Source organism: Roseobacter sinensis (assembly GCF_025755255.1).
Taxonomy (GTDB): domain Bacteria; phylum Pseudomonadota; class Alphaproteobacteria; order Rhodobacterales; family Rhodobacteraceae; genus Roseobacter; species Roseobacter sinensis.
Genome location: NZ_JALIEB010000002.1, coordinates 114,283 through 141,136, shown reverse-complemented (window position 1 = coordinate 141,136; position 26,854 = coordinate 114,283). Strand labels below are relative to the sequence as shown.

The window sequence follows — 26,854 nt, the reverse complement described above, 5'->3', positions numbered from 1 at the left end:
CTAGAAAGACGTAACAAGAGCGTGCCATGATACCTGCGCAACAGACCATTGGGTCAAGCTGGCTTGCCAAAGCCGGCCTCAGGCCAACCCGGCAGCGCGTCGCCCTCGCGACGCTGCTCATTGGTGACGGTCAGCACCGCCATGTGACCGCTGAAAGCCTCTTTGAGGCGGCCAAGAAGCAGGGCGAGGCGGTCTCGCTCGCGACCGTCTACAACACGTTGCGCGCCTTCTGCGACGCCGGGTTGATGCAGGAGGTCACGGTCGACGGCGCCAAAAGCTACTTCGACACGAACACCCACGATCATCCGCATTTTTTCTGGGAAGACGAAGACAAGCTGACCGATGCGCCTTCCGACCAGCTTGTGATTGCCCAGCTGCCGGACGCGCCGGAAGGGGCGGAGATTGCCTCGGTCGATGTGGTGATCCGCTTGCGCCGCAAGCCCTGAGCGCCGTCTCTGGCGATTCGTTCTCAGATGGCGCAGTCCCCGCTCTCCCAAGATGATGTCGAGACCTACGCGCGGGACGGTGTGGTGATGATCCCCGGCCTTTTCGCGCAACACGTCGAGACCCTGCGGGCCGGTGTGGCGCGGAACCTCGCAGAGCCCGGCCCTTACGCCGCCGAGAACCTGCACACGCACGAGGCGGGCCGTTTCTTCGACGACTACTGCAACTGGCAGCGGATCCCGGAGTTTGAAACCGTCATTCGAGACCGCGCGGTGGCGGAGGTGGCGGCCGAACTGATGCAAAGCCGGACGGTGCAGCTCTTCCACGACCACGTCCTGGTGAAAGAGCCCGGCACGACAAAACCAACCCCGTGGCATCAGGACAGCCCCTACTACTTCGTCGAGGGGCAGCAGACGGTCAGCTTCTGGGCGCCGCTCGACCCGGTGACCGACGCCACGCTGCGCTGTGTCGCGGGCTCGCACCTCTGGCCCAAACCCGTGCTGCCAACCCGCTGGCTGGCCGAGACCAATTTCTATCCTGACAGCGATACCTATATCGCGGTTCCTGATCCGGATGCAGAGGGCATGGAGATCCGCGAATTCGCGATGGAACCGGGCGATGCCGTTGCCTTCCACTATCGCGTGCTGCATGGCGCACGTGGCAATACCGCGTCCCGGCGCCGGCGCGCCTTCTCGTTGCGACTGCTGGGCGACGATGCGCGCTACGTGGAGCGCCCCGGCCCGACGTCGCCGCCGTTTCCGGGCCACGGGATGACAGCGGGCATGCGCCTGCGAACCGACTGGTTTCCGATGCTGCTCTAGCCTGTCGCGGCGAACGTGAAGCGCCGATCCCTGCCCAATTTCGGGTGAGCCAACGCGATGGGCGACGATTGCTGTCCGATCGAGGGGACAAAAGGCTCCCGATTGCGGAGCAGGCAGGTCAGGTGGGCTTCAGGCCACCTCTCGCATCCTCAGAACCACTGCCCCGGCTCCATCAGCCCCAGGTCGAGCAGCTGACGCGAGTGCCATTCGAAGGGTGCCGAGTTGTGCCACTTGAACGTCTCGATCCGATGCCGGCTGCCGGCGTTCGATTTCAGGGCCTTCGCGGTTCGGAACGAACAGATCGCCGCTGTGATGTTGTGATGCCAGGGGCAGGCGAAGGTGTTGTACTCTTCATCCGAGAAGGTGTGGTCGCTGCGCAGTTCGAGACCGGGCTTGGCGCGAAACAGGGCGATCCGGTCGATCTTGCGCCGGTGATAGGGCACATGTTCCTCGAAACGCCAGCGCAGCCCGCCGAAGAAATCCAGCTGCCGCTCTTTGGGCGCCCAGTTCTCTGAAGGATCCTTGCGGGCAAGCGCATAGTAGCCCGAGCGGTCCAGATGCGCCCGGTCGAGCGAAACCGCATCAGGGTGCGCGCCAAGGTCGTCCGCGTACAGATCCACCACATAGGTGAGCATCGCATCCCGGCGCTCTTCGGTGTGGAAGGCCAGCATCTCGCCAACCGTCCGGGTTTCGCAGAAGGGGAAGAAAAGGTATTCTGCGTTGTAGCAGTAATACATCCACGTGCCCGGAGCCGCCGCCGCGACGCTGTTGACCGCAGCCTCCACCGCGCCGTCTGCGGTTGCATCGAAATCGATCCGGTGCGCCGTGTCCTGCAGATCGCGCGGCAGCGTCAGCGCATCAGGCATGAAGACGACGATCGTCGCGAAGCCGATTTGCTGATGGTGGCGCAGGGTCGATGCAACCTCGGCCGCGTCTTCCACGAACACCATCGCCACGGCCCCCCCTTGCAGGGAGTTCCGGGCTGAGCTCAGGAAGTCGGTCAGGGTTTTGTGCTGCATGGATGCTCCGCGTGGCTCTCTGCCGCAGAATCGGTTAAGTCGGGGTTTATTGCAAGCTGCGGCGCCCGCTGATAAGCACCGCCGCAACCCTCTCCTGACCCGGACAGATCCCATGACCGCACCCAAGAAGCTCTTCGTGAAGACCTATGGTTGCCAGATGAACGTCTATGACAGCGAACGCATGGCCGAAGCGCTGGGCGGGCAGGGCTACGAGCAGACCGATGTGGCCGAAGAGGCGGATATGATCCTGCTCAACACCTGTCACATCCGCGAAAAGGCGGCTGAGAAGGTCTACTCCGAACTCGGGCGCCTGAAGCCCTTGAAAGCCGCCAACCCCGACTTGAAGATCGGCGTTGCGGGCTGTGTCGCGCAAGCCGAAGGCGAAGAGATCATGCGCCGTCAACCGGCTGTCGATCTGGTCGTCGGGCCCCAGTCCTACCACCGCCTGCCGCAGATGGAGGCCCGGGTGCGGCAAGGTCAAAAGGCGCTGGACACGGATTTTCCCGAGGAGGACAAGTTCGACCGCCTCAAGACGCGGCCCAAGGCGCGGCGTGCCCCTTCCGCCTTTCTGACCGTACAGGAGGGCTGCGACAAGTTCTGCGCGTTCTGCGTGGTGCCCTACACCCGGGGCGCCGAGACCAGCCGCCCGGTCGCCCGCGTGCTCGACGAAGCCCGGGACCTGGTAGAGCGCGGCGTGCGCGAAATCACCCTGCTGGGCCAGAATGTGAACGCTTATCATGGCGTGGGTCCCGACGGATCGGAGCAGAGCCTTGCGCAGCTGATCTGGGCGCTCAACGAGATCGACGGGCTCGAACGTATCCGCTTCACCACCTCGCATCCCAACGATATGACCGACGATCTGATCGAGGCCCACGGCGCCTGCGAGAAGCTCATGCCCTATCTGCATCTGCCGGTGCAGTCCGGCTCCGACCGGATCCTCAAACGCATGAACCGCAGCCACACCGCCGAAAGCTATCTGCGCCTGATCGAGCGGATCCGCGCGGCGCGGCCCGACATCCTCATGTCGGGTGATTTCATCGTGGGGTTCCCGGAGGAGACGGAAGAGGATTTCCGGGCCACGCTCGATCTGATCGAAGCGGTGAACTACGGCTATGCCTATTCCTTCAAGTACTCCACGCGCCCGGGCACCCCGGCAGCAGAGCGTCCGCACGTGGACCCCGAGGTGGCGGACGAGCGTCTGCAACGTCTTCAGGCGCTCATCACGCGGCAGCAGCAGCAGATCCAGGCCGATATGGTGGGCCGCCGCGCCCATGTGCTGGTCGAAAAGGAAGGGCGCGTGCCGGGTCAGATGGTCGGCAAATCGGAATACCTGCATGCGGTGCACATCGAAAAGTCCGATGCGGACATCGGCGAGATCGTCCCGGTCAGAATCACCGAAGCCAAGCGCAATTCCTTGGCCGCGATCCGGCACGCATAAAGGTTAACCTTCCACAATTCAGCCGAAATAGGGCCTTTTAGGGCACAGTGGTGCGCGGATCTGGACAATATCGGCCCATTCTTGCGCGAAGACACTTTCGAATTTAGACAAAGTGACGCAAGTTTTTTGTTCTCTGCGGCGCTGATCGTCGGAGTTCGGGTGCGTGAAGAATGAAGGAAGAGACCGTGAAGTTCAGTTTTTCCAACCCCTGCGGTATCGCCGCGGCCGCCGCCTTCAGCGCGGTTCTGGCACTCCAGGGCAGCATGGTCGCTGCCCAAAGCGACTCGCAGCAGGGTCTTGATCGCGGCCAATATGTGCCCAGCATCTGGGTCGATCCGGACGGATGCGAGCATTGGGTGATGGACGACGGCGCGGAAGGATACATGACGCCGCATGTGACCCGTCAGGGCATTCCGGTCTGCCGCGAAGGCACGGTCTGCGCGCTGGTCCGCTCGGACCAGTTCTTCGACACCGACAGCGCCAGCATCAACGCCGAAGGCCGGGCCAGCTTGCTCGAGTTCTTCCGGCAATCCGATGCGCTCGCCTTCATTATCACCGGTCACACGGACAGTGACGCATCGGATGCCTACAACATGCGGCTGTCGCTTGCGCGCGCCAACACGGTCGCTGACATCGCCCGGACCGCGGGTGCTGCGATTTCGGATGTGCGTGGCTTGGGCGAACGCAGTCCGATCGCAAGCAACACCACCGCAGAAGGCAAGGCGCGCAACCGCCGTGTCGAAATCACCTGTATCAAGTAACGAGGATTGATGATGACACGTTTCACGCTTGTTGCGCTGACCTGCGGGGCTCTGACGCTCTCCGCCTGTGGCGAGTTGAGTTCCGAGAAAGGTGTCGACCGCGGCCCCGACTCCAAGGACCTCCTCGATCTGCAGGCCGGCATCTGGGTGGATCCCAACGGCTGCGACCACTGGATCATCGATGACGGCATCGAAGGCTATCTCTCGGCTCGCCTCGACCGCCGAACCGGCAAGCCGGTCTGTTCCGGCATCGCGGCGCCGACCCAGACTGTCGGCGACTTCAAGGGCGGCGGAACCCAGATCATCGGCGACCCGTTCTGACCCGCCAGGACCCATACGTGGTGCCCGCATGAGCGCCCTATGCGTGCCCGGCCCTTTTTTGTTTCAAAGTTGTAAAATACGCAGGGTTGCGCTTGCACGCGCGCTGTGGAATTGGCACCGTCGAGCGAACCCCCTCGTGCAAGGAAAAGCGATTGGCCGTTAGCGACCAAAGCCCGACAGACGCATTGACCGCCACGCCCGGCAGTACTGTCGAATTCCCCGACAATCGGCTCCTCATCGATCTCTGCGGTCCTTATGACGTGAATCTTGCCCAGATCGAAAAAGCGCTCGGCGTGCAGATCGTGCGGCGCGGCAACCAACTCGGCGTGGCCGGCGACACGGATGCGCAGACCGATGCGATGCGGGTCCTGCACGCCCTCTATGCCCGGCTGGAAAGCGGGCGCGCGGTCGAGCCGGGCGATGTGGACCGGGAGCTGCGCATGGGCCCCTTTGAGGATGCGACGGTCCTGCAGGACGGCGACCAGATGGAAATGCCCATTGGGGACCGTATCGAGATCCAGACCCGCAAGAAGCGGGTCGAGCCGCGCACCGATGCGCAGAAAGCCTATGTGCAGTCACTCTTCGAGAACGAGCTGGCCTTCGGGATCGGCCCGGCCGGTACGGGCAAGACCTACCTGGCCGTCGCCGTCGGCGTATCGATGTTCATCTCCGGGCACGTGGACAAGATCATCCTGTCGCGCCCGGCTGTCGAGGCGGGTGAGCGGCTCGGGTTTCTCCCCGGCGACATGAAGGACAAGGTCGATCCCTACATGCAGCCGCTCTATGATGCTTTGGGCGATTTTCTGCCCGGAAAGCAGCTCGCCAAGCTGATCGAGGAAAAACAGATCGAGATCGCACCGCTCGCCTTCATGCGCGGGCGTACGCTCAGCAATGCCTTTGTGGTGCTCGACGAGGCGCAGAACGCCACCTCCATGCAGATGAAGATGTTCCTCACGCGGCTGGGCGAGGGATCGCGCATGGTGGTCACCGGCGACCGCACGCAGATCGATCTGCCGCGTGGCGTGTCCTCGGGTCTGGCGGATGCCGAGCGGCTGCTGAAGAGCATCCCGAAGATCAGCTTCAACTACTTCACGTCGAAGGACGTGGTGCGGCACCCGCTGGTCGCCGCGATCATCGAGGCCTATGAAGCCGACACCCCGCCCGCCTGATGCTGGAGGTTCTGATCGAGGCGCGCGGCTGGGCCGGTATCCCATTGGAAACACTGGCTCATCGGGCCGCAGCGGCGACGCTGCGCCACCTCGATATCCCGGTCGAAGAGTCGAATATCTCGCTCATGGCCTGCGACGATGATCGCATCGAAGTGCTGAATGCGAGCTTTCGTGAAAAGCCGGTCCCGACGAATGTGCTCAGCTGGCCATCGGATACGCTTGCGGCGGGCGAGGCCGGGCAGCGCCCGCGCGCGCCGGTGCCCGACTTCGACGGCACATATGAGCTGGGCGACATCGCCATGGCCTATGAGACTTGCGCGCGCGAGGCCGAAGAACTGGGCAAATCGCTGGAAGATCACGCCACGCATCTCATTGTTCACGGAATCTTGCATCTTTTGGGTTATGATCACATCCGCGACCGCGACGCCGTGCTGATGCAGGCGCTCGAGGTTGAAATACTTGGCAAACTGGGTCTTGATGACCCATATAGGATCTGATCGGCCCGCGCGCCGAGCCACGCTTGAACAGGACCCAATGGGCGACAACGACGGACAATCTGACGCAGCGCAGCGCGCGCATGTCGGACCAGACACCCCCCCAGAACCGGAGGCTTCGAGACCAGGCGGATTTTTCAGCCGCGTGATCGGTGCGCTCAGCCCGGGCGAAGCCGATACCGATGCCCCCGCAACCGAGATAGCGCCTGCGCGTCCTCAGACCCACGGCATGATCAACCTGCGCCGGATGCGGGTCGAGGACGTCTCGGTGCCGAAGGCGGACATCACGGCCATCCCTTCCACTGCGAGCCTCGAAGAGGTTGTGACCATCTTCAAGGACAGCGGGCTCACGCGTCTGCCGGTCTACGAAGGCACGCTCGACACGCCGATTGGGCTTTTGCACCTGAAGGATCTCGCACTCACCCATGGGTTCAATGGCGACAGCCACACCTTGGATATGCGCGCAATGCTCCGGCCGCTTCTGTTTGTGCCCCCGTCGATGACCATCGGCGTGCTGCTCACCAAGATGCAGGCCGAGCGGCGTCACATGGCGCTGGTGATCGACGAATATGGCGGGGTCGACGGGCTGGTGACCATCGAGGACCTGATCGAACAGGTCATCGGCGAGATCGAGGACGAACATGATGTCGACGAGGACCAGTTCTGGACCGAAGAAAAGCCCGGCTGCTACTTGGCTTTGGCCAAGACGCCGCTTGAAGACTTCGAGGCGGAGATCGGCCAGTCGCTGACAGATCACGACGAGGTGGACGAGGAAGAGATCGACACACTCGGCGGGCTGGTCTTCATGCTGTCGGGCCGGGTGCCCGCACGCGGTGAGGTCGTGGTGCATCCCGACGGTCCGGAATTCGAAGTGCTCGATGCCGATCCGCGTCGGATCAAACGGTTGAGAGTGCGCACACCGACCTCCACGCCCGGATGACCCCGGGCGCATTCGGGGTCGAAAAACCGCTCAGGTGGTATGCCGGCTTGCCCCGCTGGGGCCGCATGGGCCTCGCGGCTCTTGTGGGCGGCGTGGGGGCGCTGGGGCAGGCGCCCTATGATCAGCCGCTCGCATTGCTGCTGGTGCTGTCGCTTGGGTTTCTCATGTTCGGGTGCCACACGCGCGCGGGCGAGGCGGCTCTGATCGGCTGGTCTTTCGGGGTTGGTTACTTCTGCGCCACTCTGGTGTGGATTCTGCAGCCCTTCCAGATCGACCCCGACAAGCACGCCTGGATGGCGCCCTTCGCGCTCTTCTTCATGAGCACCGGGCTGGCACTGTTCTGGGGGGCGGCGTTTTGGGCGGCACGGCGGGTGTCGCACACGGGCTGGCCCCTGATCCTGACGTGGACCACAGCAGAGCTTCTGCGGGCCTATGTGCTCACCGGATTTCCCTGGGCGAGCCCGGCGCAGGCACTGGTCAACGGTGCGGCGGGGCAGGCCCTGGCCTGGGTGGGGCCGCACGGCCTCACCCTGTGGCTGATGTCGCTGGCCTGGGCCGTGTCGCTCCGCCAGTGCTATGGGCGTCGGCGCCTGATGCGGGGGGGCCAGGTGATTGTGTTTGTCTGCGCCGTCGTGCTCCTCTACCTGCCGCCGTCGGCGCCCGATGCGCCGCTCACACCCCATGTGGTGCGCCTGGTTCAGCCCAACGCGGCGCAGCATCTCAAATGGCAGCCGGACTTCGCGCAGGTCTTCTTCGATCGGCAACTGGAGTTCACCGCCGCACCAGCCGAGCCGGGCGGCGCGAAGCCCGCCTTGACGGTCTGGCCCGAGACCGCGATCGCCTGGGCCTATGAGGATGCGGGCCGCGCGCTTGAGATGATCTCGGGCGCGGCGCAGGGCGGCCCGGTCGCACTTGGGCTTTTGCGCCGCACGCCCGCTGCGCTCTTCAACAGCATGGCGGTGCTGGGTGCTGCCGGTGTTCCAGCGCAGATCTACGACAAGCACCATCTGGTGCCTTTTGGCGAATACATTCCGCTGGCACCTGTCGCCAACAGTCTCGGGCTGACCGGGCTGGCGCAGGTCTCGGCGATCGGATTCGGCCGCGGGCCGGGCCCACAAACGCTGGATTTTGGGGCCCTTGGCCGTGGCCTGCCGCTGATCTGCTACGAGGCTGTCTTTGCCCATGACGTGAATGCGGTGCCTCAGCGCCCGGATTTCATAGTCCAGATCACCAATGACGCCTGGTTCGGCCGCGACATCGGCCCCTACCAGCATCTTGCTCAGGCCCGGATGCGCGCGATCGAACAGGGGCTGCCGCTGATGCGCGCCGCGAACACCGGCGTCTCGGCGATGATCGACCCGCATGGCCGGATCCTGGCCAGCCTGCCCATGGGTGCTGCGGGGTTCATCGATGCGCCGCTGCCCAGGCCGCAGGCGCCGACGCTCTACAGCCGCACCGGCGATTTGCCGCTTGTCCTGTTGGTGCTCGCCGGTCTCGGGATCGCGCTCTTCCGACGCAGACCTGTCAGATAGCGATTGACGCTCCTCACCCGGCCACGTATGCAGCGCCGACGGCGTTACAACGGCTTCCTGGCGTGACGTCATTGTAATGTAATGGAGCATTTCATGTCCCGCAAAAACTATGTTTTCACCTCCGAGTCCGTGTCGGAGGGTCACCCCGACAAGGTGTGCGATCGTATCTCAGACGCGGTCCTCGATGCGTTCCTTGCCGCCGAGCCCGAGGCGCGGGTTGCGGCCGAGACCTTCGCCACGACCAACCGCGTCGTGATCGGCGGTGAAGTGGGGCTGTCCGACCGCGACGCGCTCAAGGACCACATGGGCCGGATCGAAGAGATCGCGCGCGCCTGCATCAAGGACATAGGCTACGAGCAGGACAAGTTCCACCACTCGACCTGCGAGGTGACGAACCTGCTGCACGAGCAATCCGCGCATATCGCCCAAGGTGTGGATGCGCGCGACAACAAGGACGAGGGCGCGGGAGACCAGGGCATCATGTTCGGGTTTGCAACCGACGAGACCTCCGAGCTCATGCCAGCTCCGATCCATTACGCGCACGCGGTGCTGCGGCGCTTGGCCGAGGCGCGCAAGGATGGCAGTGAGCCGACCCTGCGGCCCGATGCGAAAAGCCAGCTGTCCGTGCGCTATGAAAACGGCAAACCCGTTGGGGTGACCTCCATCGTGTTGTCGACGCAGCACGCGCATGAAAGCCAGACCTCCGATGACATCCGCGCGATTGTCGAGCCCTACATCCGCGAGGTTCTGCCGGAGGGCTGGATCACTGCCGAGACGGAGTGGTGGGTCAACCCCACCGGCACCTTCGTTATCGGTGGTCCGGACGGCGATGCGGGCCTTACCGGGCGCAAGATCATCGTGGACACATACGGGGGTGCGGCACCGCATGGCGGCGGCGCCTTTTCGGGCAAGGACCCAACCAAGGTCGACCGTTCCGCAGCCTACGCAGCCCGCTATCTGGCCAAGAACGTGGTTGCCTCCGGCATGGCGCGGAAGTGCACCATTCAGCTCAGCTACGCCATCGGGGTCAGCAAACCTCTCTCGATCTACTGCGACACCTTCGGCACCGGTGAGGTGAACGATGCCGCCATCGAGAAGGCGATTGGCGCGACCATGGACCTGACACCCCGGGGCATACGCGAGCATTTGCAGCTGAACAGACCGATCTATGCCCGCACCGCCGCTTACGGCCATTTCGGGCGCACGCCGGATACTGATGGCGGTTTCAGTTGGGAGCAGACCGATCTGGTCGATGCGCTGAAGGCGGAAGTCTGACCCCATAGGTCGAGCGGTCTGCCTCCACCGTCCGAGGAGAGTCATGGAAAGGGGTGCCCGCGGCTTCTGGGTTGCAGCCTCACCTCGAGGCGGACGCCCGTCGGGCGTTCCGATCTCGACCATGCTGGCCTTTTCTCTCGCACCGGTGCGCATCGTGACTGTGCGCAGAAGTTCGGAAGCGTGAGGTCACGCCGTTGCATGACCTGACCGTCCGGGCTAAAGCGCGCCGCATGAAACGCCCCCGCAGAAACTTCTATGGTCGCCTCAAGGGCAAATCGCTGAAAGCCTCGCAAAAGGGCTATCTCGATGAGGACCTCGATGCGCTCTCGCCCGGTCCTGTCTCCTGGGAGGCCAACCCCCAGCGCAGGCCGCTCGATCTGGCTGCCCTCTTTGACGGCAAGCCGGTCTGGCTGGAAGTCGGCTTCGGCGGGGGCGAGCATCTGGTGCATCAGGCCGCACGGAACCCAAGGGTCGGCCTTATCGGGGCAGAGCCCTACATCAACGGTGTGGCGATGCTGCTGGGCAAGATCCGTCGGGCAGGGGTCACGAACCTTGCCGTGCATCCCGGGGATGTGCGCGACCTCTTCGACGTGCTGCCGGATGGCTCCATTGATCGCGCGTTCCTGCTCTACCCCGATCCCTGGCCCAAGACGCGGCACCATCGCCGTCGCTTTGTCACGCCGGAGCATCTGGAGCCGCTGGCGCGCGTGCTTAAACCGGGTGCGATCTTCCGGGTGGCCACGGACATCGAAGACTACGTGCGCCAGACGCTGGAGCAGGTGCCGCGGCACGGGTTTGAGTGGCTGGCCGAGCGTCCTGCTGACTGGCGTGAGCCGTGGGACGACTGGCTCTCCACCCGTTATGAACAAAAGGCGCTGCGGGAAGGGCGGAGGCCGCACTACCTGACCTTCCGTAAACTCTAGATCATAGGGCTTGAAACCTGAGCTGGCTGCCCTCGGTCCAAAGCGGCGACGTTCCTGTTTCTGGTCAAACAACGTCGCTGCCTTGGGGCTGGACCCTGGCCCGCGCAGCCGCTAAGCCTGCGCCGAAATTCGACCGACCCCGAGAGCGCCCATGTCCAGCCACGGCACCCCCATTCCGATGACTTCCCGCCCCTGTGGCCCGCTGAAAGGCGCGGCGCGGGTGCCGGGCGACAAGTCGATCTCGCACCGCGCGCTGATCCTAGGCGCACTTTGCGTTGGTGAGACCCAGATCACCGGGCTGCTCGAAGGGCAGGACGTGCTGGACACCGCGAAGGCCATGCGCGCCTTCGGGGCGGAGGTCACGGATCACGGCGGCGGCAACTGGTCGGTGCATGGCGTCGGCGTGGGCGGTTTTGCCGAGCCGGATCAGGTGATCGACTGCGGCAACTCCGGCACTGGCGTGCGGCTGATCATGGGGGCGATGGCGACCTCACCCATCACCGCGACCTTCACCGGCGATGCCTCTCTGAACGGGCGCCCGATGGCGCGGGTGACCGACCCGTTGGCGCTCTTCGGCACACAGGCCGTGGGCCGCGCGGGCGGGCGGCTGCCGATGACGCTGGTCGGGGCGGCTGACCCTGTCCCTGTCGAATACACCGTGCCGGTGCCGTCGGCGCAGGTGAAGTCCGCCGTGCTGCTGGCAGGTCTGAACGCCCCCGGCAAGACCGTGGTGATCGAGGCCGAAGCCACGCGTGACCACACGGAACGCATGCTCGCAGGCTTCGGCGCCGAGATCGCCGTCGAAGAGACCGAAAAGGGCCGCGTCATCACGCTGACCGGGCAGCCGGAGCTCACACCGCAGAAGATCGACGTGCCGCGCGATCCGTCCTCCGCTGCTTTCCCGGTCTGTGCTGCGCTGATCGTGCCGGGCTCGGACGTGCTGGTCCCCGGCATCGGGCTCAACCCCACGCGGGCCGGGCTTTACACCACGCTGCGCGAGATGGGTGCGGATCTGACCTACGAGAATGAGCGTGTTGAAGGCGGCGAGCCGGTTGCGGACCTGCGCGCGCGCTTCTCGCCGGATCTGAAGGGCATCGAAGTGCCGCCCGAGCGCGCAGCCAGCATGATCGATGAGTACCCGGTGCTCTCGGTCGTCGCGAGTTTTGCTGACGGCCAGACGGTGATGCGCGGTGTGAAAGAGCTGCGCGTGAAGGAAAGCGACCGGATTGACGCCATGGCCACGGGCCTGCGCGCCAACGGCATCACCGTCGACGAGGGCCCCGATTGGTGGACGGTCACGGGCCTCGGCCACGGCAATGTCCCGGGCGGGGCGACCTGCGCCAGCCACCTCGATCACCGCATCGCCATGTCCTTCCTGATCCTCGGGATGGCCGCACAAAGGCCGGTGAGCGTGGATGACGGCGGCCCGATCGCCACCTCTTTCCCGATCTTCGAGCCGCTGATGCGCGATCTCGGCGCGCATCTCGCCCGCAGCAACGCATGAGCGCACCCTTCACCATCGCCATCGACGGCCCGGCTGCCGCCGGCAAGGGCACGATTTCCAAGGCGGTGGCCGCGCATTTCGGCTTTGCGCATCTCGACACCGGGTTGCTCTACCGTGCGGTGGGCGCAAAGGTCCTGCTCGGGGTGGACCCGGCGCGCGCGGCGCGGGAGCTGACGGCCGATGATCTGGCCGGCGAAGAGTTGCGCAGCCCCGAAGTGGCGCAGGCCGCCAGCAAGGTTGCCGTGATCCCCGAGGTGCGCGCCGCCTTGCGCGACTTCCAGCGGAGCTTCGCACAGCGGGCCGGGGGCGCCGTGCTGGACGGGCGCGACATCGGCACGGTGATCTGTCCCGAGGCCGAGGCCAAGCTCTTCATCACCGCCAGCCCCGAGGTGCGTGCCGACCGCCGCTTTGCCGAGCTCAGCGCAAGCGGGGCCGCGACCAGCCGCGCGCAGGTGCTCGCGGATGTGAAAGAGCGTGATGCCCGCGACCGCAACCGCGCCGAAGCACCGCTTCTGCCCGCGCGCGATGCGGTCGAAATCGACACCTCCGACATGAGCATCGAGGCCGCGATTGCTGCTGCAATTGCCATCATAGAGGCCCGCTTGCCTTAAGTGTTGCAGGCTCCTCACCAAAGGGTGCTTGGCGTTTGAGGCGGCAAGCGCGTAGCCTGACGTCATAGATTGGACGAAAGGGCATTCCCATGGCACGGTTTTTTCTGGCGCTCACATTGATTGTCTTTGGCACGTTGAGCCTCGCACAAGAGAGTGAGACACCTGCGCCAGAGGTCGTGCCGGAACCCGCGATGACGCTGGAGCGCCTGGCGAGCATCATCAAGATCATTGACGAAGACGCGCAGATGCGCGGGGCCACCATCCAGTTCACGGTGCAGGATATCCCGGTCATGGTGGTGGCCGACCCGCGCGCTGATCGGATGCGCGCCATGGTGCCGATCCGCTCGGCGGACAGCCTCGACGCAGCCGAGTTGATGCGGCTGATGCAGGCCAATTTCGACACCGCGCTCGATGCGCGCTATGCGGTCGCCCAGGGCCGGCTCTGGGGGGTCTTCATCCATCCGCTCTCGCCGCTGGAGCAGGACCAGTTCCTGTCCGCCATCGCGCAGACCGTGAATGTGGCGCGCACCTATGGCCAGACCTATTCGGGCGGCGCGCAGGTCTTCGGCGGGGGCGATTCCAACGGGATCTACCAGAACCTGCTGGACGAGCTGCGCAAAGGCCAGGCGCTCTGACGCGCCACCCCAAGGGGGCGTATCAATCCAGCTTATGCCTGAGCGGCTGCCTTTGATTGGTCAGTGCGCAGCAATCCCGTCAGAGTGGTCGGGCGACGCAGGGACCCTGCGCGACCATCATCGACCGTGACACCTCAGGATCGCGCCCCTAGCGTCCCGGGGCTGGACGGCCCCAGACGCTGAATCGCGGTTTTTTCTTCGTTTTTCGGCCGCTGGTTTGGACCTACGCAAGGAGACTGGCCTTGTCGGGTCGTCCAGAGGTGATGCTGCTCGGGGTCCCTGTTTCGCGTCTGTGTCATTGATCAACGCGAGTATTCAAATGCGACCTTCATTCAAATCAACGCTGCTGTCAGCGGTGCTTTTCGCCTGCGCGACGCCACTTGCCAGCAAGACCATCGGCTTCACCGGAACGCTGGATTTTTACAACTACGAAGGCCCCGATACACCATTTTCAGACACGCCCGGCTTCATAGATGTCTTCATCGAGGTCGAGGAGGTCGCAGCACCCGATATCGTAAACGACAGCGGGATCGGCCAGACCGGGACCTATCTCACCGCTGTCCAGTCGTTCAGCTACGAGATTTTCGACGTTGTCGGCGATAAGTTGGGACAGTGGTCCGCTTTCGATGTCCAGCTGCAGATGGCGAATTATGTGCTGGGCGATGGGGTGCAGCTGTTCTCTAATGCCATCAGTGGGCCCGATCCCTTCAACCGTATGCAGATGCTCCTAGAAGGCGGAGCGGACAGCTGGTCCAGCCTCAGCCTCGATGAGCTCACCCAAGATACCTTGCGGGCGATGCCCACGGGATGGCTCGACATCAACCTCATGATCGGCGAGAGCACCTTTGGCGCGCGCTTCGCGATCACATCCGAGAGCATTGTGGTGACCGATCCACCGGGCCCGCGCCCGTCTCCCGTGCCGCTTCCCGCGGGCTTGCCGCTTTTGGTGGCCGGGCTGGGTGCCCTGGCGCTGGTCGGGCGTGCCCGCCGCTTCACCGGGCGGTTCCACCTATGAAATGCCGTCTCAAAGCCGCGATGATTGCTGCAGCGCTGCTCGCATTTGCTGGGCCGCTGCCGGCAAAAACGATCAGTTTTAGCGCTGTTCTGGAATCAGAGAACTACGACGGTCAGCCCAACCCTTTCCCGGAACAGCCCGCACGCCTCGATGTGGTGATCGAGATCGACGAGAGCGTGCCGCCGGTTTCGCAGCAGGATGAGCCGGACAATGGCTCGTCCTCCAACCACGCAAACGCGATCACGTCGCTGAGCTACGAGGCCATCGGAGTGGGGGGCGGCTCTCTGGGTCTGTGGTCTGCTGATGTTGCCTGGTTCGGGATTTCGGATCTGCCGTCGCTCAACCGGGATCAGGTCATCGTCTATGCAAACCCGATTGGCGGGCCCGCCCCGCTCGACACGTTGTTGATCGGCTTCCAGGGGGAGAGCAGCATATTTTCCGGCAGCGATCTTGGGGTGATCTCGGATTCCACCCTTGGGTCAATGACCACAGGCTTTCTGCAGCTTTTGTCCGATGTGGAGAACGGCGGCATGAACCTTGCCTACAGCATCGACTTCGCCACGCTCGATGTGACCGGGGGGTCGCCTGGCGCGCCCGATGGCCCTGCGGCCATACCGCTCCCGGCCAGCGCGATCCTTTTGCTCTTCGCGTTCGCGATGCTCTGCGGCCTGCGCCGCAGCCCTGCATCTTCTGCGCTTGCGCCCATGGGTCATCTTGGGTATAGACGCGGCGTCGAAGCAGCGGTGACGGCTGTATGACAAGTGGCGAGCAGGGTCGGTCCTTCACCGGCCCTTCGTTTTTTGTCTGGAGTTGCCACAACTGACCAACCCGCCGCACCAAAGGTGCGCATCATCAAAGACCGGCGGAGACAACCGCGCGGCCAGAAACATCAACGTTAGGAAACACGCGCCATATGGCAAACATGATGGAAGAGTTTGAAGCACTCCTTGAAGAAAGCTTCGAAATGGACACGCCCCAGGAAGGGTCGGTTGTCAAAGGCAAGGTGATCGCGATTGAAGCGGGCCAGGCCATTATCGATGTCGGCTACAAGATGGAAGGCCGCGTCGAGCTCAAAGAATTCGCAGATCCCGGCGAAGCGCCGAAAATCGACGTGGGCGACGAAGTGGAAGTCTTCCTGCGCCAGGTCGAAAGCTCGCGCGGCGAAGCGGTCATCTCCCGCGAGATGGCGCGCCGCGAAGAAGCCTGGGATCGTCTCGAAAAAGCCTATGCGGATGAAGAGCGCGTCGAAGGCGCCATCTTCGGCCGTGTCAAAGGCGGCTTTACCGTTGATCTCGGCGGTGCCGTGGCCTTCCTGCCCGGCAGCCAGGTTGACGTGCGTCCCGTTCGCGACGCGGGCCCGCTGATGGGTCTCAAGCAGCCGTTCCAGATCCTGAAAATGGATCGTCGTCGGGGCAATATCGTGGTCTCGCGCCGTGCGATCCTTGAAGAATCCCGTGCCGAGCAGCGCGCCGAGGTCATCGGCAACCTCTCCGAAGGGCAGACCGTGGATGGCGTGGTCAAGAACATCACCGAATACGGGGCCTTCGTGGACCTGGGCGGTGTCGACGGCCTGCTGCACGTGACCGATATGGCGTGGCGCCGGGTCAACCACCCGTCGGAAATCCTGTCGATCGGCGAGACGATCAAGGTGCAGGTCATCAAGATCAACAAGGAAACCCACCGCATCAGCCTCGGCATGAAGCAGCTGCAGGAAGATCCCTGGGATCTGGTGGGGGCAAAGTATCCGCTCGATTCCGTGCACACAGGCCGTGTGACCAACATCACCGATTACGGCGCCTTTGTGGAGCTGGAAGCCGGTGTCGAAGGCCTCGTGCACGTCTCCGAGATGTCCTGGACCAAGAAGAACGTGCATCCCGGCAAGATCGTCTCCACCTCTCAGGAAGTGGAAGTCATGGTGCTGGAGATCGACAGCGCCAAGCGCCGCGTGTCGCTGGGCCTCAAGCAGACCATGCGCAACCCCTGGGAAGTCTTTGCCGAGACGCACCCCGAGGGCACAGAGGTCGAAGGCGAGGTCAAGAACATCACCGAATTCGGTCTGTTCGTGGGTCTCGACGGCGACATCGACGGCATGGTGCACCTCTCCGACCTCAGCTGGGACCAGCGTGGCGAAGAGGCCATCCAGGACTACCGCAAGGGCGACGTGGTTCAGGCCGTGGTCTCCGAAGTGGATGTCGAGAAAGAGCGTATCTCGCTCTCGATCAAGGCCGTGGGTGGCGACAAGTTCGCCGAAGCGGTTGGCGGCGTGAAGCGCGGCTCGATCGTGACCGTGACCGTGACCGCGATCGAAGACGGCGGCATCGAAGTGGAATACGAGGGCATGAAGTCCTTCATCCGCCGGTCCGATCTGTCGCGTGACCGCGCCGAACAGCGCCCCGAGCGTTTCTCGGTTGGCGACAAGGTCGACGTGCGCGTCACCAACGTCGACAGCAAGGCGCGTCGCCTTGGCGTATCGATCAAGGCGCGTGAGATTGCCGAAGAGAAAGAGGCCGTGGAACAGTATGGCTCTTCCGACTCCGGCGCATCGCTCGGCGATATTCTGGGTGCCGCACTCAACAAGGGCGACAACTAAGTTCCCCGCCGAACATTGAAATGACAAAGCCCCGCGGTGCGATCCGCGGGGCTTTTTTCGTGGCCGAGAAGGTCGTTACTCGGCGGCGGTTTGTGCCGCTGCGGGCGTCTGGCCGATGCCCTGCGCGGCAAGAAACGCGCTGATCTGGCGGCGGGCCACCTCAGATGGCGCGAGTGTCTCACCGGCATCCTGGAAGGTCATGCGCAGCACGGTGGCGATGTCGTCGCCGCGGTCCTCGCGCGGCCGCCAATCGGCATCCAGATGATCGGCCAGATGCACCTCGCCCACCTGCACACCGTCTCGGATGTGCCGGATCACCGGGTGAATGAAGGCATCGGGCGTATCGCCGAATACATTATGCTGCCGCTTCACATGCATCGAGTCTCCGCCGAAATCGCCGTACTCAAGCGTAATCCGCAGATGATCACGCCCGACCGTGTCGGTCTCCTGCACCCAGGCCACGGGGACATCGTGGAAGCTGCGCCCCGGTTGGGGGCCCGCCACCTCGATCACATCGCAGAGAAAGCCTGGCTGAAGGAACATGCCCGAGCAGGTGCTGATGCGCTCGATAATGGCGGTGGTCAGCGTCTCGGCATCCAGCGGTGTCTGCGTGTTGGGGTAGGGGGTGCCCTGTACCCGGCCCGCCACGAACTCGGCAAGGCATTTCACGTTGTGCCGGAACCCATGCACAAAGCCTGACATTGTCTTGCGATAGTCGCGCGACTGCATGATCGTGCCGGCAAAGAACAGCCCTTCGACGCTCTCGCTTTCCCACTCCGCCGTCATGGCGGGGAATTTTCCGAAGTGGCACAACGCCGGGCGGATATTCTCGGCGAAGATATCCGCGTCAAAGCGGAACCCGGTGCAGGCGATCACCCGGTCGTAGGTGAGCACGATCTCATGCCCCGTGGCCGCGCTCATCTTCGCCGTCACCGTATAGGCGCCGTCTTTGCGCTCGATCTTGGTGGCCGTGGCGTCGATCACCGCGTTCTGGGATTTCAGCTGATAGGTGTCGAGGAAGTTGTTGTTCACCGCCCTCAGGTGCCCGACGAAGTGCGTCTGCCAAGCAAAGCGCACGGGGTTCGGGCTCATCACATGGATCGAGGCGGCATATTCCACCAGCGCGTCCGCTGTCTCGAAGGCCGAGTTGCCCTTGCCGAGGATCAGCACGCGCTCGTTCTCGAACTGCTCGGGGTCCGGGTCGAAATCGAAGTAGTTGTCGACCAGATCGAACCCCTCGATACCCGGATCCCACGGCTGCGAGACACCCGTCGCCACGATCACATGACGCGCGCGATGGACCATGCCGTTGGCGCAGCGCAGATCGAAGACGCCATCGGTCTTCGAGATCTCCACCACGTTGCTGTCGCAGAAGATGCGATCCTGCAGCTGCGCTGCGAAGGTTTCCGCATAGGCCACGAAATCATCCGCCGCGGGGAAGTATTTGCGGCTCCAGTCCTTGAAGAGCAGGCCTTCGTCGTTCAGCAGCGAGTTCCAGTCATGCCGCAGCCGCGTTTCGGCATTCGACAGCCCGGTGTGCACCTTGTTGATGGAAATGAACTGGCGGTGGCGCGGGAAGGCTCGGAAAAAGCTGCACACCTCCGATCCGCGCTCGAGAATAATGAAATCGATCCCCTTCTTCTTGAAAAAGTACCCAGCCTGAAGCCCGGCCGGACCGGACCCGATCACGCAAACATCGCGTGTCTCGTTTTGCATTGGCATCAAACGCTCCCCTTGTATTCGCACATCTGTGTCGGCGCCGTTTCCTTTGCGGAAATCTTTGCGGCTCCCCATGGTCCGACCTAAGCAGATTCCGTGATTTCACGCAATGCGCGAGCGGCGCGATCCGGGCTCTCCCCAGCCGGTAGATCAGCGGTGCCGCAAGCTTGGGCAGAGTGGGCAATGGGACCCGGTGCCGCGCCCGACACGGGCCCGCGAACCCCCCGCCGGCAAATCCCGAAGCCGCGTCGCGAATCAGAGCGTCGTGCTGCACTGCGGCATCGCGATTGCGCTCTGCGTCGGGTAGGGGCGGGACCGTCACATCGCGAAAAAGCGCCGGAATACAGCGTGTTCCGCGGCAAAAAACTTCAATGCCGCCCAAAGGCTGACTTTCCGAAAGCCGGCTTTGTTTCTATAGTTGCGCAAACAAGCGCGACAAATGCGCCGACACACAACAAGGGATGCTGCCATGATCCGTTCCGAGCTGATCCAAAAGATCGCAGATGAAAACCCCCATCTCTATCAGCGTGATGTCGAGCGGATCGTGAACACCATTTTCGAAGAAGTGACAGGCGCCATGGCGCGCGGAGATCGCGTCGAGCTACGGGGCTTCGGAGCCTTCTCCGTAAAGAAGCGCGACGCCCGGATCGGGCGCAACCCGCGCACCGGCGAGACGGTGCATGTGGAAGAGAAATACGTGCCGTTCTTCAAGACCGGCAAGCTGCTGCGTGACCGTCTGAACGGGAAATCCTGATGCGCTACATCCGCTATGCCTGCATCGCCACGTTCGGCATCGCGCTGATCGCCGTCGCGATCGCGAACCGCGGCCTGGTGTCGTTGCAGTTGATCCCCTCGGAAGTGGCGGGATGGTTTTCGGTCAACCCGCAGATCGAACTGCCGCTTTTCATCGTGATCTTCGGCGGTATTGTAGTGGGTCTGCTGGTCGGCTTTGTGTGGGAGTGGGTGCGTGAGCATGGCCAGCGCGCCGAGGCCGCTCGACAGGCGCGCGAGATGCGCCGGCTCGAACGGGAGATCGCAAGGCTGAAGGACGAAAAGCACGCCGGCAAGGACGAGGTGCTTGCGCTGCTCGAAGAGGCGAGCTGAGCGCGCAGCACTTGTGTCCCGCCGCTGCCCATGATCAAACCCGGCCATGGCTGACAGGATTTCCGTCAAGATCTGCGGGCTGCGCACCGCTGACGAGGTCGCCGCTGTGGCGGCCGCCGGCGCATCCTATTGCGGGTTTACGTTCTTCGGCAAATCTCCCCGCTGCGTGACCCCGGCCACGGCCCGAGAGCTCGCGCTCGGCGCGCCTGTCGGTCTGGCAAAGGTCGCGCTCACCGTGAACGCAGATGACGCCTTTCTCGATGCGCTGACGGCGCACGTGCCGCTGGACATGCTGCAATTGCATGGGAGCGAGCCGCCCGAGCGCGTGGCGGAGGTCAAGGCGCGCTACGGGCTTCCGGTCATGAAGGCGGTGGGTGTCGCGGAGGCGGCGGATCTCGCGACGGTCGAGCGCTACGTCCCCGTCGCCGACCAGATCCTTGTGGACGCCAAACCGCCGAAAGGCGGTGAGCTTCCGGGCGGCAACGGGCTTACCTTCGACTGGCGCCTGATTGCGGGGCGCCGCTGGCCGGTGCCCTGGATGCTCGCCGGTGGGCTGACCCCGGAGAACGTCGGTGAAGCCATCGCGATGACCGGGGCCCGGCAGGTCGATGTCGCCTCCGGTGTCGAGCGCGCGCCGGGCGTCAAGGACCTCGCACGCGTCCGGAGTTTTGTCACCGCGGCGCACGCATGAGCCTCACCTTCCGCCCTGCGACCCGCGAGGAGGTGGCCGATGTTATCGCCCTTCTGCAAGACGATGTGCTGGGTGCTGCGCGCGAGGGGCTCGACCTGGCCGAGTACGAGGCCGCGTTCGACCGCATGTACCAAGAGGCTGCCAACCACCTGATCGTCGGGCTGCAGGCAGGGCGGATCGTGGCCACCTACCAGCTTACCTTCATCTCCGGCCTCTCCTTGCGCGCCGCGCGCCGGGCGCAGATCGAAAGCGTGCGCGTCGCCTCCGATCAGCGCGGGCAGGGCATCGGACAGGCAATGATCGAGGATGCGGTGACCCGCGCCAAGGATGCCGGCTGCAGCCTCATCCAACTGACCATGAACAAAAGTCGCACCGATAGCGCCCGGTTCTACGAAGGCCTCGGCTTTACCCCTTCGCACATCGGGTATAAACGCAGTCTGATCTGACAGGAGTGCGTGGGATGGCAAACGATCTTTTCAATTCCTTCATGACCGGCCCGGACGAGAACGGGCGGTTCGGTGACTTCGGCGGGCGCTTTGTGTCCGAGACGCTGATGCCGCTGATCCTGGAGCTGGAAGCGCAATACGAGAAGGCCAAGACCGACGACAGCTTCTGGGCGGAGATGACCCACCTCTGGACCCATTACGTGGGTCGCCCCAGCCCTCTGTATCTCGCGGAACGCCTGACCGATCATTTGGGCGGCGCCAAGGTCTACATGAAGCGGGACGAACTCAACCACACCGGCGCGCATAAGATCAACAATGTGCTGGGTCAGATCATCCTCGCCCGCCGCATGGGCAAGACCCGCATCATCGCCGAGACCGGCGCGGGCCAGCATGGGGTCGCCACCGCCACCGTCTGTGCGAAGTTCGGGCTGAAATGCGTGGTCTACATGGGTGCCCATGACGTCGAACGCCAGGCGCCCAATGTCTTCCGCATGCGGCTTCTCGGCGCCGAGGTGGTGCCCGTGACCTCCGGGCGCGGCACGCTGAAAGACGCGATGAACGACGCGCTGCGCGACTGGGTCACCAATGTGCGCGACACTTTCTACTGCATCGGCACGGTCGCGGGGCCGCACCCCTATCCGGCCATGGTGCGTGATTTCCAGTCGATCATCGGCAAAGAAGTCCGCGAGCAGATGGTCGCCGCCGAGGGCCGTTTCCCCGACACCGTGATTGCGGCGATTGGCGGCGGCTCCAACGCCATGGGGCTCTTTTATCCGTTCCTGGATGACAAGGAGGTCGGCATCATCGGCGTCGAAGCGGGCGGCAAGGGCGTGAACGAGAAGATGGAGCACTGCGCCTCACTGACCGGCGGGCGCCCCGGCGTGCTGCACGGCAACCGGACGTACCTCTTGCAAGACGACGATGGCCAGATCCTCGAAGGCTTCTCGATCTCCGCGGGGCTTGATTACCCGGGTATCGGGCCCGAGCATGCGTGGCTGCACGAGATCGGACGCGCGGAGTATGTGGCGATTACCGACAAAGAAGCCCTGGAGGCCTTCCAGCTCTGCTGCGAGCTTGAGGGTATCATTCCGGCGCTTGAGCCCAGCCACGCGCTGGCCCATGTTATGAAGATCGCACCGGATCTGCCGAAGGACCACATCATCTGCATGAACATGTGCGGTCGAGGCGACAAGGACATCTTCACCGTCGCGAAGGCGCTCGGCTTCGAAATGGGCGAATTCGCCTGAGGCCCGCTTGATTGCCTCCTTGCCCTCGCTACACTGGGTCAGGGAAGGGTCAGGTATGCTGCGACGTGTCACCGTCACACTTGCGCTGTTTTTGTTCGGGCTGCCCGCGACGGCACAAAGCCCGGAGGAGATCGTGCGCTGGATCTATGCGTCGCTGAGTGGCCCGGGCCCGGCGTTGCAGCAGGGGCTCGACTACCTGTCGTCGCCTGATCAGCGAAGCAACTACTTCAGCCGCCGCATGGTGATGTTTTTCGATGCCAACGACAGCTACGGCGACGATCTTGCGCAGGCCTGTGTCGATTTCGGCTTTGCGATCCCTGGCAACGATTTCGATGCCGCAGAGGTGGCCCGCAGCTTGGAGCTGAGCACTCAGCCGGGGCCGGAGGGTATGACCATCGTGGCGCGGTTCACCAACTTCGGCAGCCCCGCGCAAGTCACGTATGATTTTGCGCAGGAGGACGGCTTCTGGAAGATCGACGACGTCGCGGGTGAGGGCTTCCGGGTGTCGCAGATTCCCTGCACGCCGAAAGCGGCTGCCCCGGTTACGGCCTTCTGCTACCGGCAGGGCGAAGACGGGCTGCGGCTCGACCTCGCAGCCGGCGGCGGTGGCGCGCGCGTCGAGTTCTGGAGCTGGCAGGCCAACGGTCACAGCTGCTCTGGCGAGATGGTGGGGCAGGCGGTTGCCGGCGGCTGGGATTTCCCGGCGACGGGCGGTTGTCTGTTGCAGCTGCGTGCCGCATCCGACGGGAGCCTGCAACTGGCCGATCCGGACTGGGCGTGCAAGCGCAGCCTGTGCGGCCAGCGGGCCGTGCTGGATGGCCTCAGCTTTCCTCGCAGCAGTCAGATCGATTGCGCCGGCTGGCAGCGCGCGTCCAACTAACGCGTTTCAACTTGGGCGGTTTCTTTGCTTTCTAGCCTCAGCCGGGACCTGCCGCAGCCCCTAAGGCGGAAGCCTAAAGCAATTCGCCTTGAACCTGCATGACCTTATCGCTGCCTGATTTCAATGAAATCAACGCACTAGGTGATGTATCCGTCGCGGGTTGACGACGAAACGATCTAGACGGGCCCTCAGGCTTTCAGCGCGTGCTGTTCCAGCACTTTCAGCGGCACGATCTCCAAGGCGCGTTTGTGGGTTGCGGCCAGATGCACCTTCGGTGCGCAGCCTTCATCATGCGCCTGAAGAAAGCGCCCGGCACAGAGGCACCAGCTGTCGCCGGCCTTCAGGCCCTGGAACCCGAACTCGGGCCGCGGTGTGCTGAGATCATTTCCGACGTATTTGGAGAAGGCCAGAAACTCGTCCGTCATCACGGCGCAGACGGTATGGCTGCCCTGATCGGCCGCGCAGGTGTTGCAATGCCCGTCTCGAAAGAATCCCGTGACCGGAGCGGTGCTGCACATCGTCAGTGCACCGCCCAGCACGTTGACGCTCTTGTCTTTTTCCATCCGGGCCTCCTTTCGGCAGGTCTGCTACCTTAACATAGGGTACCGGGCGCCGAGCGCCACTGGCGGGTTCAGGCGGCGCCTTGCCAGCGGATCCATCGGCCATGAAAATCGGCGCGTCCAAGGGTCAGGTGTACATCACCCGGCCAGAGCCGCAGGGAGAGGACCGCCCCGACCGCCCCTGTCTTGTCGCCGTCGCTTTCCATCGACAGCCAGGCGAGCGGCCGCTCCGGTGTGGCGCGCGCGCCCATGGCCTCGATCAGCGCGGTGCCGCGCGCCTGCGCCTCGGCCGGGAAGTACTGCCAGGCCACCGTATGCTGAATGAGGTGGAGATGGCCCTCCGGAGCCTCGACCAGCCGCTGCTCCAGCCAGTCGATCGCATCGGCGCGGTAGAGCGGCGCATCCATAACCGCCACCGCCGCGCGGGTCAGTTCCAGCCGCTCGGGCTGGTCGGGCCAGAGATAGGCCATGAGGCGCAGAAGGTCAGCCGGGTCAGCCGGGTTGAGCGGGTTCAGATCGACACCGGCGCGTGCGGTGACATGGGGCAACCTCTGCGGCGGCATTGGGCCGTCCCAGTCCGGGGTCAGCGTCAGCACCGGATCGGAGGAGGCGACCACCCCACGGCCCAGCACCAGCGCATAGCGGTCCCACATCAGGTTCAGCCCGCCGCTGGCGCCCAATTCCGACAGGACCACAGGCATGTCGACACGCGCCGCAGCCACTGCCGCACCGGCCATCAGCGCCGCTGATCGCCGCACCTCGTTGGTCTGCGGCGGGCTCTCTACCCAGTCCAGCAGGAAGTTTTCATGTGTGGTCAGCGCCTCCAAGACGCCGGCGAGAAGCTCTGGATCCGTTGCCTTTTCCGGCGGATAGAGCGCGGCGAGGTCCGGCGCGCGCCCGCTCAGCACCAGCGCATGCAGCCCACCCGCGATCCGCAACGGCAGCGAATGGCCCGAGGGACCGATATCGCCTTGGAACCGGTCGAACCGCTGTGCCAGAGCGCTCTCCTCCGGCCAGTGTTCGGACAGCAAGCCAAGCAGCTGTCCCATGAACGGCGAGCCCATCGCCGCACAGCTGATCGACTGGTAGCGGAAGGCCTCGGCGAGGCTCATCGAAAGCGCTCCATCAGCTTTTGCAGCGGCGAGCGTGTGTCGGGTTCGGGCTCTGGTGCAGGTGCGGGCGCCGAGGTTTTGGCGGCCACCTTCTGACCGGTCCCTGACCGGGGCGGGTTGATCCGCAGCGCCACCGCGTTCATGAACTTCGCCGCGTCCCCGGTGGCAAGGAATGGCGCGCCGTCGCTCACCCCGCGCAGGACATCATCGAGCCAGGCATCATCGGATTTTGCGAAGTCGTTCAGCACATAGGCCGGTACCGCGTCCTTGTGGCCCGGGTGGCCCACACCAAGACGGACCCGCGCATAGTCGGGCCCGATATGCGCGTGCAGCGAACGGAGCCCGTTGTGCCCCGCATGTCCGCCTCCGATCTTGTGCTTGACCTTGCCGGGCGCGAGGTCGATCTCGTCATGCAGCACCACGACATCGGCAGGCTCCAGCTTGTGAAATCGCATCGCCGCCTGCACGGATTGGCCAGAGTTGTTCATGAATGTCTCTGGCTTCAACAGCACGGCGCGGTCGGCACCAAAGCGTCCCTCGCTCAGGCTGCCCTGATGCTTGCTCTTCCACGCGGGAAACCCGTGATCCGCGGCGATCCTATCCAGCGCCATGAAACCGATATTGTGCCGATTCTTGCTGTATTTCGCGCCAGGGTTGCCCAGACCTACAATCAGCTTCATCGCGATGCTCCTTCATGTTGCGCTGCAGCATATCAAAGCGCGCACCCAAACGAAATACGGGGCCGCAAAGGGCCCCGCATCGCATATCCATCAGTCGAATATGTCTTATTCTTCGGTGGCTTCGGCGTCTGCCTCTGCGTCCGGTGCCTCTTCGCCCTCGGCGGCCTCTTCGTCTTCGTCCTCGGAGGAGGCGAGGCCTGCCGGTGCGGCGATCTGGGCGATCACGAAGTCGCGGTCGATCGTGGGCTTTGCCCCTTCAGGCAGCGTCACGGACGAGATCGTGATATTGTCGCCGATCTCCAGTTCGGAGATGTCTATGGTGATGTGATCGGGGATATCGCCCGCAGTCACGATCAATTCCACTTCCGGGCGGATCAGCGTCAGCACGCCGCCCTTGCGCAGGCCCGGTGCCACATCATCGCCGATCACCTCGACCGAAATGAAGAGGTTGATCTGGGTGGTGCGCTTGAGGCGCATGAAGTCCACATGGGTCGGCAGGTCCTTGACCACGTGGCGCTGCACGTCACGGCAGATCACCCGGACGTCCTCATGCCCGTCCACCTTCATGTTGAAGAGCGTCGATTTGAACCGCCCTTCCTTCAGCTTCTTCAGCAGCACGTTGAACGGAATGTTGATCGGCAGCGGGTCCGTGTCACCGCCGAATACGATCCCAGGAACCATGCCATCGCGGCGGGCCTGACGAGCGGCGCCCTTGCCTGTCCCCGTCCGTTCCTGAGCCACAAGATCCGGAATTTCTCCAGCCATCTTAAGTCTCCAATATGTCTAAGGCGGGGCTCCTCCAAGGCTGTAGCCCCACGTGAAGCCGCGCGTATAGACCGGTTCGTTGCCCAAGAAAAGAGGTTTTTCGCCGATGCGGACTTGCAGGCGCCTCATCCCCGTGTCACCGCTGCCACATGCGTCTG

The 26,854-nt window shown here is 63.9% G+C and carries 28 protein-coding genes, 1 pseudogene and 1 riboswitch; of the genes and pseudogenes, 23 read left to right on the top strand and 6 right to left on the bottom strand.

Features of this window, described 5'->3' with window-relative positions; all coding sequences use genetic code 11:
- The first annotated feature begins 26 nt into the window (after positions 1-26).
- A complete protein-coding gene (gene irr, locus MUB52_RS03575) occupies positions 27-446 on the top strand; it encodes a Fur family transcriptional regulator Irr (protein ID WP_263842819.1) in 420 nt (139 codons plus the stop codon).
- Positions 447-473: 27 nt separating this feature from the next.
- Positions 474-1,265: a phytanoyl-CoA dioxygenase family protein gene (locus MUB52_RS03570; RefSeq protein ID WP_263842818.1), complete on the top strand. Its 792-nt coding sequence runs from the start codon at positions 474-476 to the stop codon at positions 1,263-1,265.
- A gap of 149 nt (positions 1,266-1,414) precedes the next feature.
- Here the strand turns inward: MUB52_RS03570 and MUB52_RS03565 are convergent, their stop codons facing one another.
- A complete protein-coding gene (locus tag MUB52_RS03565; RefSeq protein WP_263842817.1) occupies positions 1,415-2,284 on the bottom strand; it encodes a glycosyltransferase family 2 protein in 870 nt (289 codons plus the stop codon).
- A gap of 112 nt (positions 2,285-2,396) precedes the next feature.
- Here MUB52_RS03565 and miaB point away from each other — a divergent pair, with 112 nt between their 5' ends.
- The 15 genes and pseudogenes from miaB to rpsA form a co-directional block, all read left to right on the top strand.
- A complete protein-coding gene (miaB, locus tag MUB52_RS03560) occupies positions 2,397-3,722 on the top strand; it encodes a tRNA (N6-isopentenyl adenosine(37)-C2)-methylthiotransferase MiaB (RefSeq protein WP_263842816.1) in 1,326 nt (441 codons plus the stop codon).
- 170 nt (positions 3,723-3,892) lie between these two features.
- Positions 3,893-4,483, top strand: a complete 591-nt coding sequence (locus MUB52_RS03555; RefSeq protein WP_404818181.1) for an OmpA family protein — start codon at positions 3,893-3,895, stop codon at positions 4,481-4,483.
- Positions 4,484-4,495: 12 nt separating this feature from the next.
- Positions 4,496-4,804: a hypothetical protein gene (locus tag MUB52_RS03550; RefSeq protein WP_263842815.1), complete on the top strand. Its 309-nt coding sequence runs from the start codon at positions 4,496-4,498 to the stop codon at positions 4,802-4,804.
- A 152-nt stretch (positions 4,805-4,956) separates the two neighbouring features.
- Positions 4,957-5,973, top strand: a complete 1,017-nt coding sequence (locus tag MUB52_RS03545) for a PhoH family protein (protein WP_263842814.1) — start codon at positions 4,957-4,959, stop codon at positions 5,971-5,973.
- Complete coding sequence (gene ybeY / locus MUB52_RS03540) at positions 5,973-6,470, top strand: rRNA maturation RNase YbeY (RefSeq protein WP_263842813.1); 498 nt, start codon at positions 5,973-5,975, stop codon at positions 6,468-6,470. Before MUB52_RS03545 ends, ybeY begins: the two co-directional genes overlap by 1 nt.
- 37 nt (positions 6,471-6,507) lie before the next feature.
- Positions 6,508-7,407 carry a hemolysin family protein gene (locus MUB52_RS03535; RefSeq protein ID WP_263842812.1) on the top strand — a complete coding sequence of 300 codons (900 nt, stop codon included), beginning with the start codon at positions 6,508-6,510 and terminating at the stop codon, positions 7,405-7,407.
- Between the two features lie 47 nt (positions 7,408-7,454).
- Complete coding sequence (gene lnt / locus MUB52_RS03530; protein WP_263842811.1) at positions 7,455-8,939, top strand: apolipoprotein N-acyltransferase; 1,485 nt, start codon at positions 7,455-7,457, stop codon at positions 8,937-8,939.
- 38 nt (positions 8,940-8,977) lie between these two features.
- A riboswitch (SAM-SAH riboswitch) is annotated at positions 8,978-9,028 on the top strand.
- Positions 9,029-9,032: 4 nt separating this feature from the next.
- On the top strand, positions 9,033-10,214 hold the full coding sequence (gene metK, locus MUB52_RS03525) for a methionine adenosyltransferase (protein WP_263842810.1): 1,182 nt from the start codon (positions 9,033-9,035) through the stop codon (positions 10,212-10,214).
- A 230-nt stretch (positions 10,215-10,444) separates the two neighbouring features.
- On the top strand, positions 10,445-11,137 hold the full coding sequence (gene trmB, locus MUB52_RS03520; RefSeq protein WP_263842809.1) for a tRNA (guanine(46)-N(7))-methyltransferase TrmB: 693 nt from the start codon (positions 10,445-10,447) through the stop codon (positions 11,135-11,137).
- 151 nt (positions 11,138-11,288) lie between these two features.
- The gene (gene aroA, locus MUB52_RS03515; protein ID WP_263842808.1) at positions 11,289-12,641 is read left to right on the top strand and encodes a 3-phosphoshikimate 1-carboxyvinyltransferase; all 1,353 of its coding nucleotides are present in this window, start codon (positions 11,289-11,291) and stop codon (positions 12,639-12,641) included.
- Positions 12,638-13,252, top strand: coding sequence for a (d)CMP kinase (locus tag MUB52_RS03510; protein WP_263842807.1), 615 nt, complete (start codon positions 12,638-12,640; stop codon positions 13,250-13,252). The genes aroA and MUB52_RS03510 overlap by 4 nt, the downstream gene beginning before the upstream one ends.
- Positions 13,253-13,341: 89 nt before the next feature.
- Positions 13,342-13,887: a polysaccharide deacetylase family protein gene (locus MUB52_RS03505; protein ID WP_263842806.1), complete on the top strand. Its 546-nt coding sequence runs from the start codon at positions 13,342-13,344 to the stop codon at positions 13,885-13,887.
- A 319-nt stretch (positions 13,888-14,206) separates the two neighbouring features.
- Positions 14,207-14,902, top strand: coding sequence for a VPLPA-CTERM sorting domain-containing protein (locus MUB52_RS03500; RefSeq protein ID WP_263842805.1), 696 nt, complete (start codon positions 14,207-14,209; stop codon positions 14,900-14,902).
- Complete coding sequence (locus MUB52_RS03495; RefSeq protein WP_263842804.1) at positions 14,899-15,660, top strand: hypothetical protein; 762 nt, start codon at positions 14,899-14,901, stop codon at positions 15,658-15,660. The genes MUB52_RS03500 and MUB52_RS03495 overlap by 4 nt, the downstream gene beginning before the upstream one ends.
- A gap of 152 nt (positions 15,661-15,812) precedes the next feature.
- Positions 15,813-17,492: pseudogene (gene rpsA, locus MUB52_RS03490) on the top strand (30S ribosomal protein S1); the annotation flags it as partial.
- Positions 17,493-17,567: 75 nt separating this feature from the next.
- Here the strand turns inward: rpsA and MUB52_RS03485 are convergent.
- Complete coding sequence (locus tag MUB52_RS03485) at positions 17,568-19,214, bottom strand: NAD(P)-binding domain-containing protein (protein WP_263842803.1); 1,647 nt, start codon at positions 19,212-19,214, stop codon at positions 17,568-17,570.
- A gap of 466 nt (positions 19,215-19,680) precedes the next feature.
- On the opposite strand from MUB52_RS03485, the gene ihfB reads away from it, so the two are divergent.
- The 6 genes from ihfB to MUB52_RS03455 are packed head-to-tail and all read left to right on the top strand — an operon-like array spanning position 19,681 to position 23,579.
- Positions 19,681-19,965 carry an integration host factor subunit beta gene (ihfB, locus tag MUB52_RS03480; RefSeq protein ID WP_263842802.1) on the top strand — a complete coding sequence of 95 codons (285 nt, stop codon included), beginning with the start codon at positions 19,681-19,683 and terminating at the stop codon, positions 19,963-19,965.
- Positions 19,965-20,315 carry a LapA family protein gene (locus MUB52_RS03475; RefSeq protein WP_263842801.1) on the top strand — a complete coding sequence of 117 codons (351 nt, stop codon included), beginning with the start codon at positions 19,965-19,967 and terminating at the stop codon, positions 20,313-20,315. The genes ihfB and MUB52_RS03475 overlap by 1 nt, the downstream gene beginning before the upstream one ends.
- A gap of 46 nt (positions 20,316-20,361) precedes the next feature.
- Positions 20,362-21,006 (top strand): phosphoribosylanthranilate isomerase, encoded by a 645-nt coding sequence (locus MUB52_RS03470; protein WP_263842800.1) that lies wholly within the window; start codon positions 20,362-20,364, stop codon positions 21,004-21,006.
- Entirely contained in the window at positions 21,003-21,452 is a 450-nt protein-coding gene (locus MUB52_RS03465) for a GNAT family N-acetyltransferase (RefSeq protein ID WP_263842799.1), read from the top strand. Before MUB52_RS03470 ends, MUB52_RS03465 begins: the two co-directional genes overlap by 4 nt.
- A 14-nt stretch (positions 21,453-21,466) precedes the next feature.
- Positions 21,467-22,699 (top strand): tryptophan synthase subunit beta, encoded by a 1,233-nt coding sequence (gene trpB, locus MUB52_RS03460; protein ID WP_263842798.1) that lies wholly within the window; start codon positions 21,467-21,469, stop codon positions 22,697-22,699.
- A 55-nt stretch (positions 22,700-22,754) separates the two neighbouring features.
- Complete coding sequence (locus tag MUB52_RS03455; protein WP_263842797.1) at positions 22,755-23,579, top strand: hypothetical protein; 825 nt, start codon at positions 22,755-22,757, stop codon at positions 23,577-23,579.
- 188 nt (positions 23,580-23,767) lie between these two features.
- On the opposite strand, the gene MUB52_RS03450 is transcribed toward MUB52_RS03455, so the two are convergent.
- The 4 genes from MUB52_RS03450 to MUB52_RS03435 form a co-directional block, all read right to left on the bottom strand.
- A complete protein-coding gene (locus MUB52_RS03450) occupies positions 23,768-24,142 on the bottom strand; it encodes a DUF2237 family protein (RefSeq protein ID WP_263842796.1) in 375 nt (124 codons plus the stop codon).
- Between the two features lie 68 nt (positions 24,143-24,210).
- A complete protein-coding gene (locus MUB52_RS03445; RefSeq protein ID WP_263842795.1) occupies positions 24,211-25,251 on the bottom strand; it encodes a DUF2332 domain-containing protein in 1,041 nt (346 codons plus the stop codon).
- On the bottom strand, positions 25,248-25,931 hold the full coding sequence (gene pth, locus MUB52_RS03440; protein ID WP_263842794.1) for an aminoacyl-tRNA hydrolase: 684 nt from the start codon (positions 25,929-25,931) through the stop codon (positions 25,248-25,250). The genes MUB52_RS03445 and pth overlap by 4 nt, the downstream gene beginning before the upstream one ends.
- Positions 25,932-26,036: 105 nt before the next feature.
- The gene (locus MUB52_RS03435; RefSeq protein ID WP_263842793.1) at positions 26,037-26,696 is read right to left on the bottom strand and encodes a 50S ribosomal protein L25/general stress protein Ctc; all 660 of its coding nucleotides are present in this window, start codon (positions 26,694-26,696) and stop codon (positions 26,037-26,039) included.
- Positions 26,697-26,854 lie beyond the last annotated feature (158 nt).

Coding starts and splice junctions, on each gene's coding strand:
- irr (WP_263842819.1), top strand. CDS start 27: ATGATACCTGCGCAACAGACCATTGGGTCAAGCTGGCTTGCCAAAGCC.
- MUB52_RS03570 (WP_263842818.1), top strand. CDS start 474: ATGGCGCAGTCCCCGCTCTCCCAAGATGATGTCGAGACCTACGCGCGG.
- MUB52_RS03565 (WP_263842817.1), bottom strand. CDS start 2,284: ATGCAGCACAAAACCCTGACCGACTTCCTGAGCTCAGCCCGGAACTCC.
- miaB (WP_263842816.1), top strand. CDS start 2,397: ATGACCGCACCCAAGAAGCTCTTCGTGAAGACCTATGGTTGCCAGATG.
- MUB52_RS03555 (WP_404818181.1), top strand. CDS start 3,893: ATGAAGGAAGAGACCGTGAAGTTCAGTTTTTCCAACCCCTGCGGTATC.
- MUB52_RS03550 (WP_263842815.1), top strand. CDS start 4,496: ATGACACGTTTCACGCTTGTTGCGCTGACCTGCGGGGCTCTGACGCTC.
- ybeY (WP_263842813.1), top strand. CDS start 5,973: ATGCTGGAGGTTCTGATCGAGGCGCGCGGCTGGGCCGGTATCCCATTG.
- MUB52_RS03535 (WP_263842812.1), top strand. CDS start 6,508: ATGGGCGACAACGACGGACAATCTGACGCAGCGCAGCGCGCGCATGTC.
- metK (WP_263842810.1), top strand. CDS start 9,033: ATGTCCCGCAAAAACTATGTTTTCACCTCCGAGTCCGTGTCGGAGGGT.
- trmB (WP_263842809.1), top strand. CDS start 10,445: ATGAAACGCCCCCGCAGAAACTTCTATGGTCGCCTCAAGGGCAAATCG.
- aroA (WP_263842808.1), top strand. CDS start 11,289: ATGTCCAGCCACGGCACCCCCATTCCGATGACTTCCCGCCCCTGTGGC.
- MUB52_RS03510 (WP_263842807.1), top strand. CDS start 12,638: ATGAGCGCACCCTTCACCATCGCCATCGACGGCCCGGCTGCCGCCGGC.
- MUB52_RS03505 (WP_263842806.1), top strand. CDS start 13,342: ATGGCACGGTTTTTTCTGGCGCTCACATTGATTGTCTTTGGCACGTTG.
- MUB52_RS03500 (WP_263842805.1), top strand. CDS start 14,207: ATGCGACCTTCATTCAAATCAACGCTGCTGTCAGCGGTGCTTTTCGCC.
- MUB52_RS03495 (WP_263842804.1), top strand. CDS start 14,899: ATGAAATGCCGTCTCAAAGCCGCGATGATTGCTGCAGCGCTGCTCGCA.
- MUB52_RS03485 (WP_263842803.1), bottom strand. CDS start 19,214: ATGCCAATGCAAAACGAGACACGCGATGTTTGCGTGATCGGGTCCGGT.
- ihfB (WP_263842802.1), top strand. CDS start 19,681: ATGATCCGTTCCGAGCTGATCCAAAAGATCGCAGATGAAAACCCCCAT.
- MUB52_RS03475 (WP_263842801.1), top strand. CDS start 19,965: ATGCGCTACATCCGCTATGCCTGCATCGCCACGTTCGGCATCGCGCTG.
- MUB52_RS03470 (WP_263842800.1), top strand. CDS start 20,362: ATGGCTGACAGGATTTCCGTCAAGATCTGCGGGCTGCGCACCGCTGAC.
- MUB52_RS03465 (WP_263842799.1), top strand. CDS start 21,003: ATGAGCCTCACCTTCCGCCCTGCGACCCGCGAGGAGGTGGCCGATGTT.
- trpB (WP_263842798.1), top strand. CDS start 21,467: ATGGCAAACGATCTTTTCAATTCCTTCATGACCGGCCCGGACGAGAAC.
- MUB52_RS03455 (WP_263842797.1), top strand. CDS start 22,755: ATGCTGCGACGTGTCACCGTCACACTTGCGCTGTTTTTGTTCGGGCTG.
- MUB52_RS03450 (WP_263842796.1), bottom strand. CDS start 24,142: ATGGAAAAAGACAAGAGCGTCAACGTGCTGGGCGGTGCACTGACGATG.
- MUB52_RS03445 (WP_263842795.1), bottom strand. CDS start 25,251: ATGAGCCTCGCCGAGGCCTTCCGCTACCAGTCGATCAGCTGTGCGGCG.
- pth (WP_263842794.1), bottom strand. CDS start 25,931: ATGAAGCTGATTGTAGGTCTGGGCAACCCTGGCGCGAAATACAGCAAG.
- MUB52_RS03435 (WP_263842793.1), bottom strand. CDS start 26,696: ATGGCTGGAGAAATTCCGGATCTTGTGGCTCAGGAACGGACGGGGACA.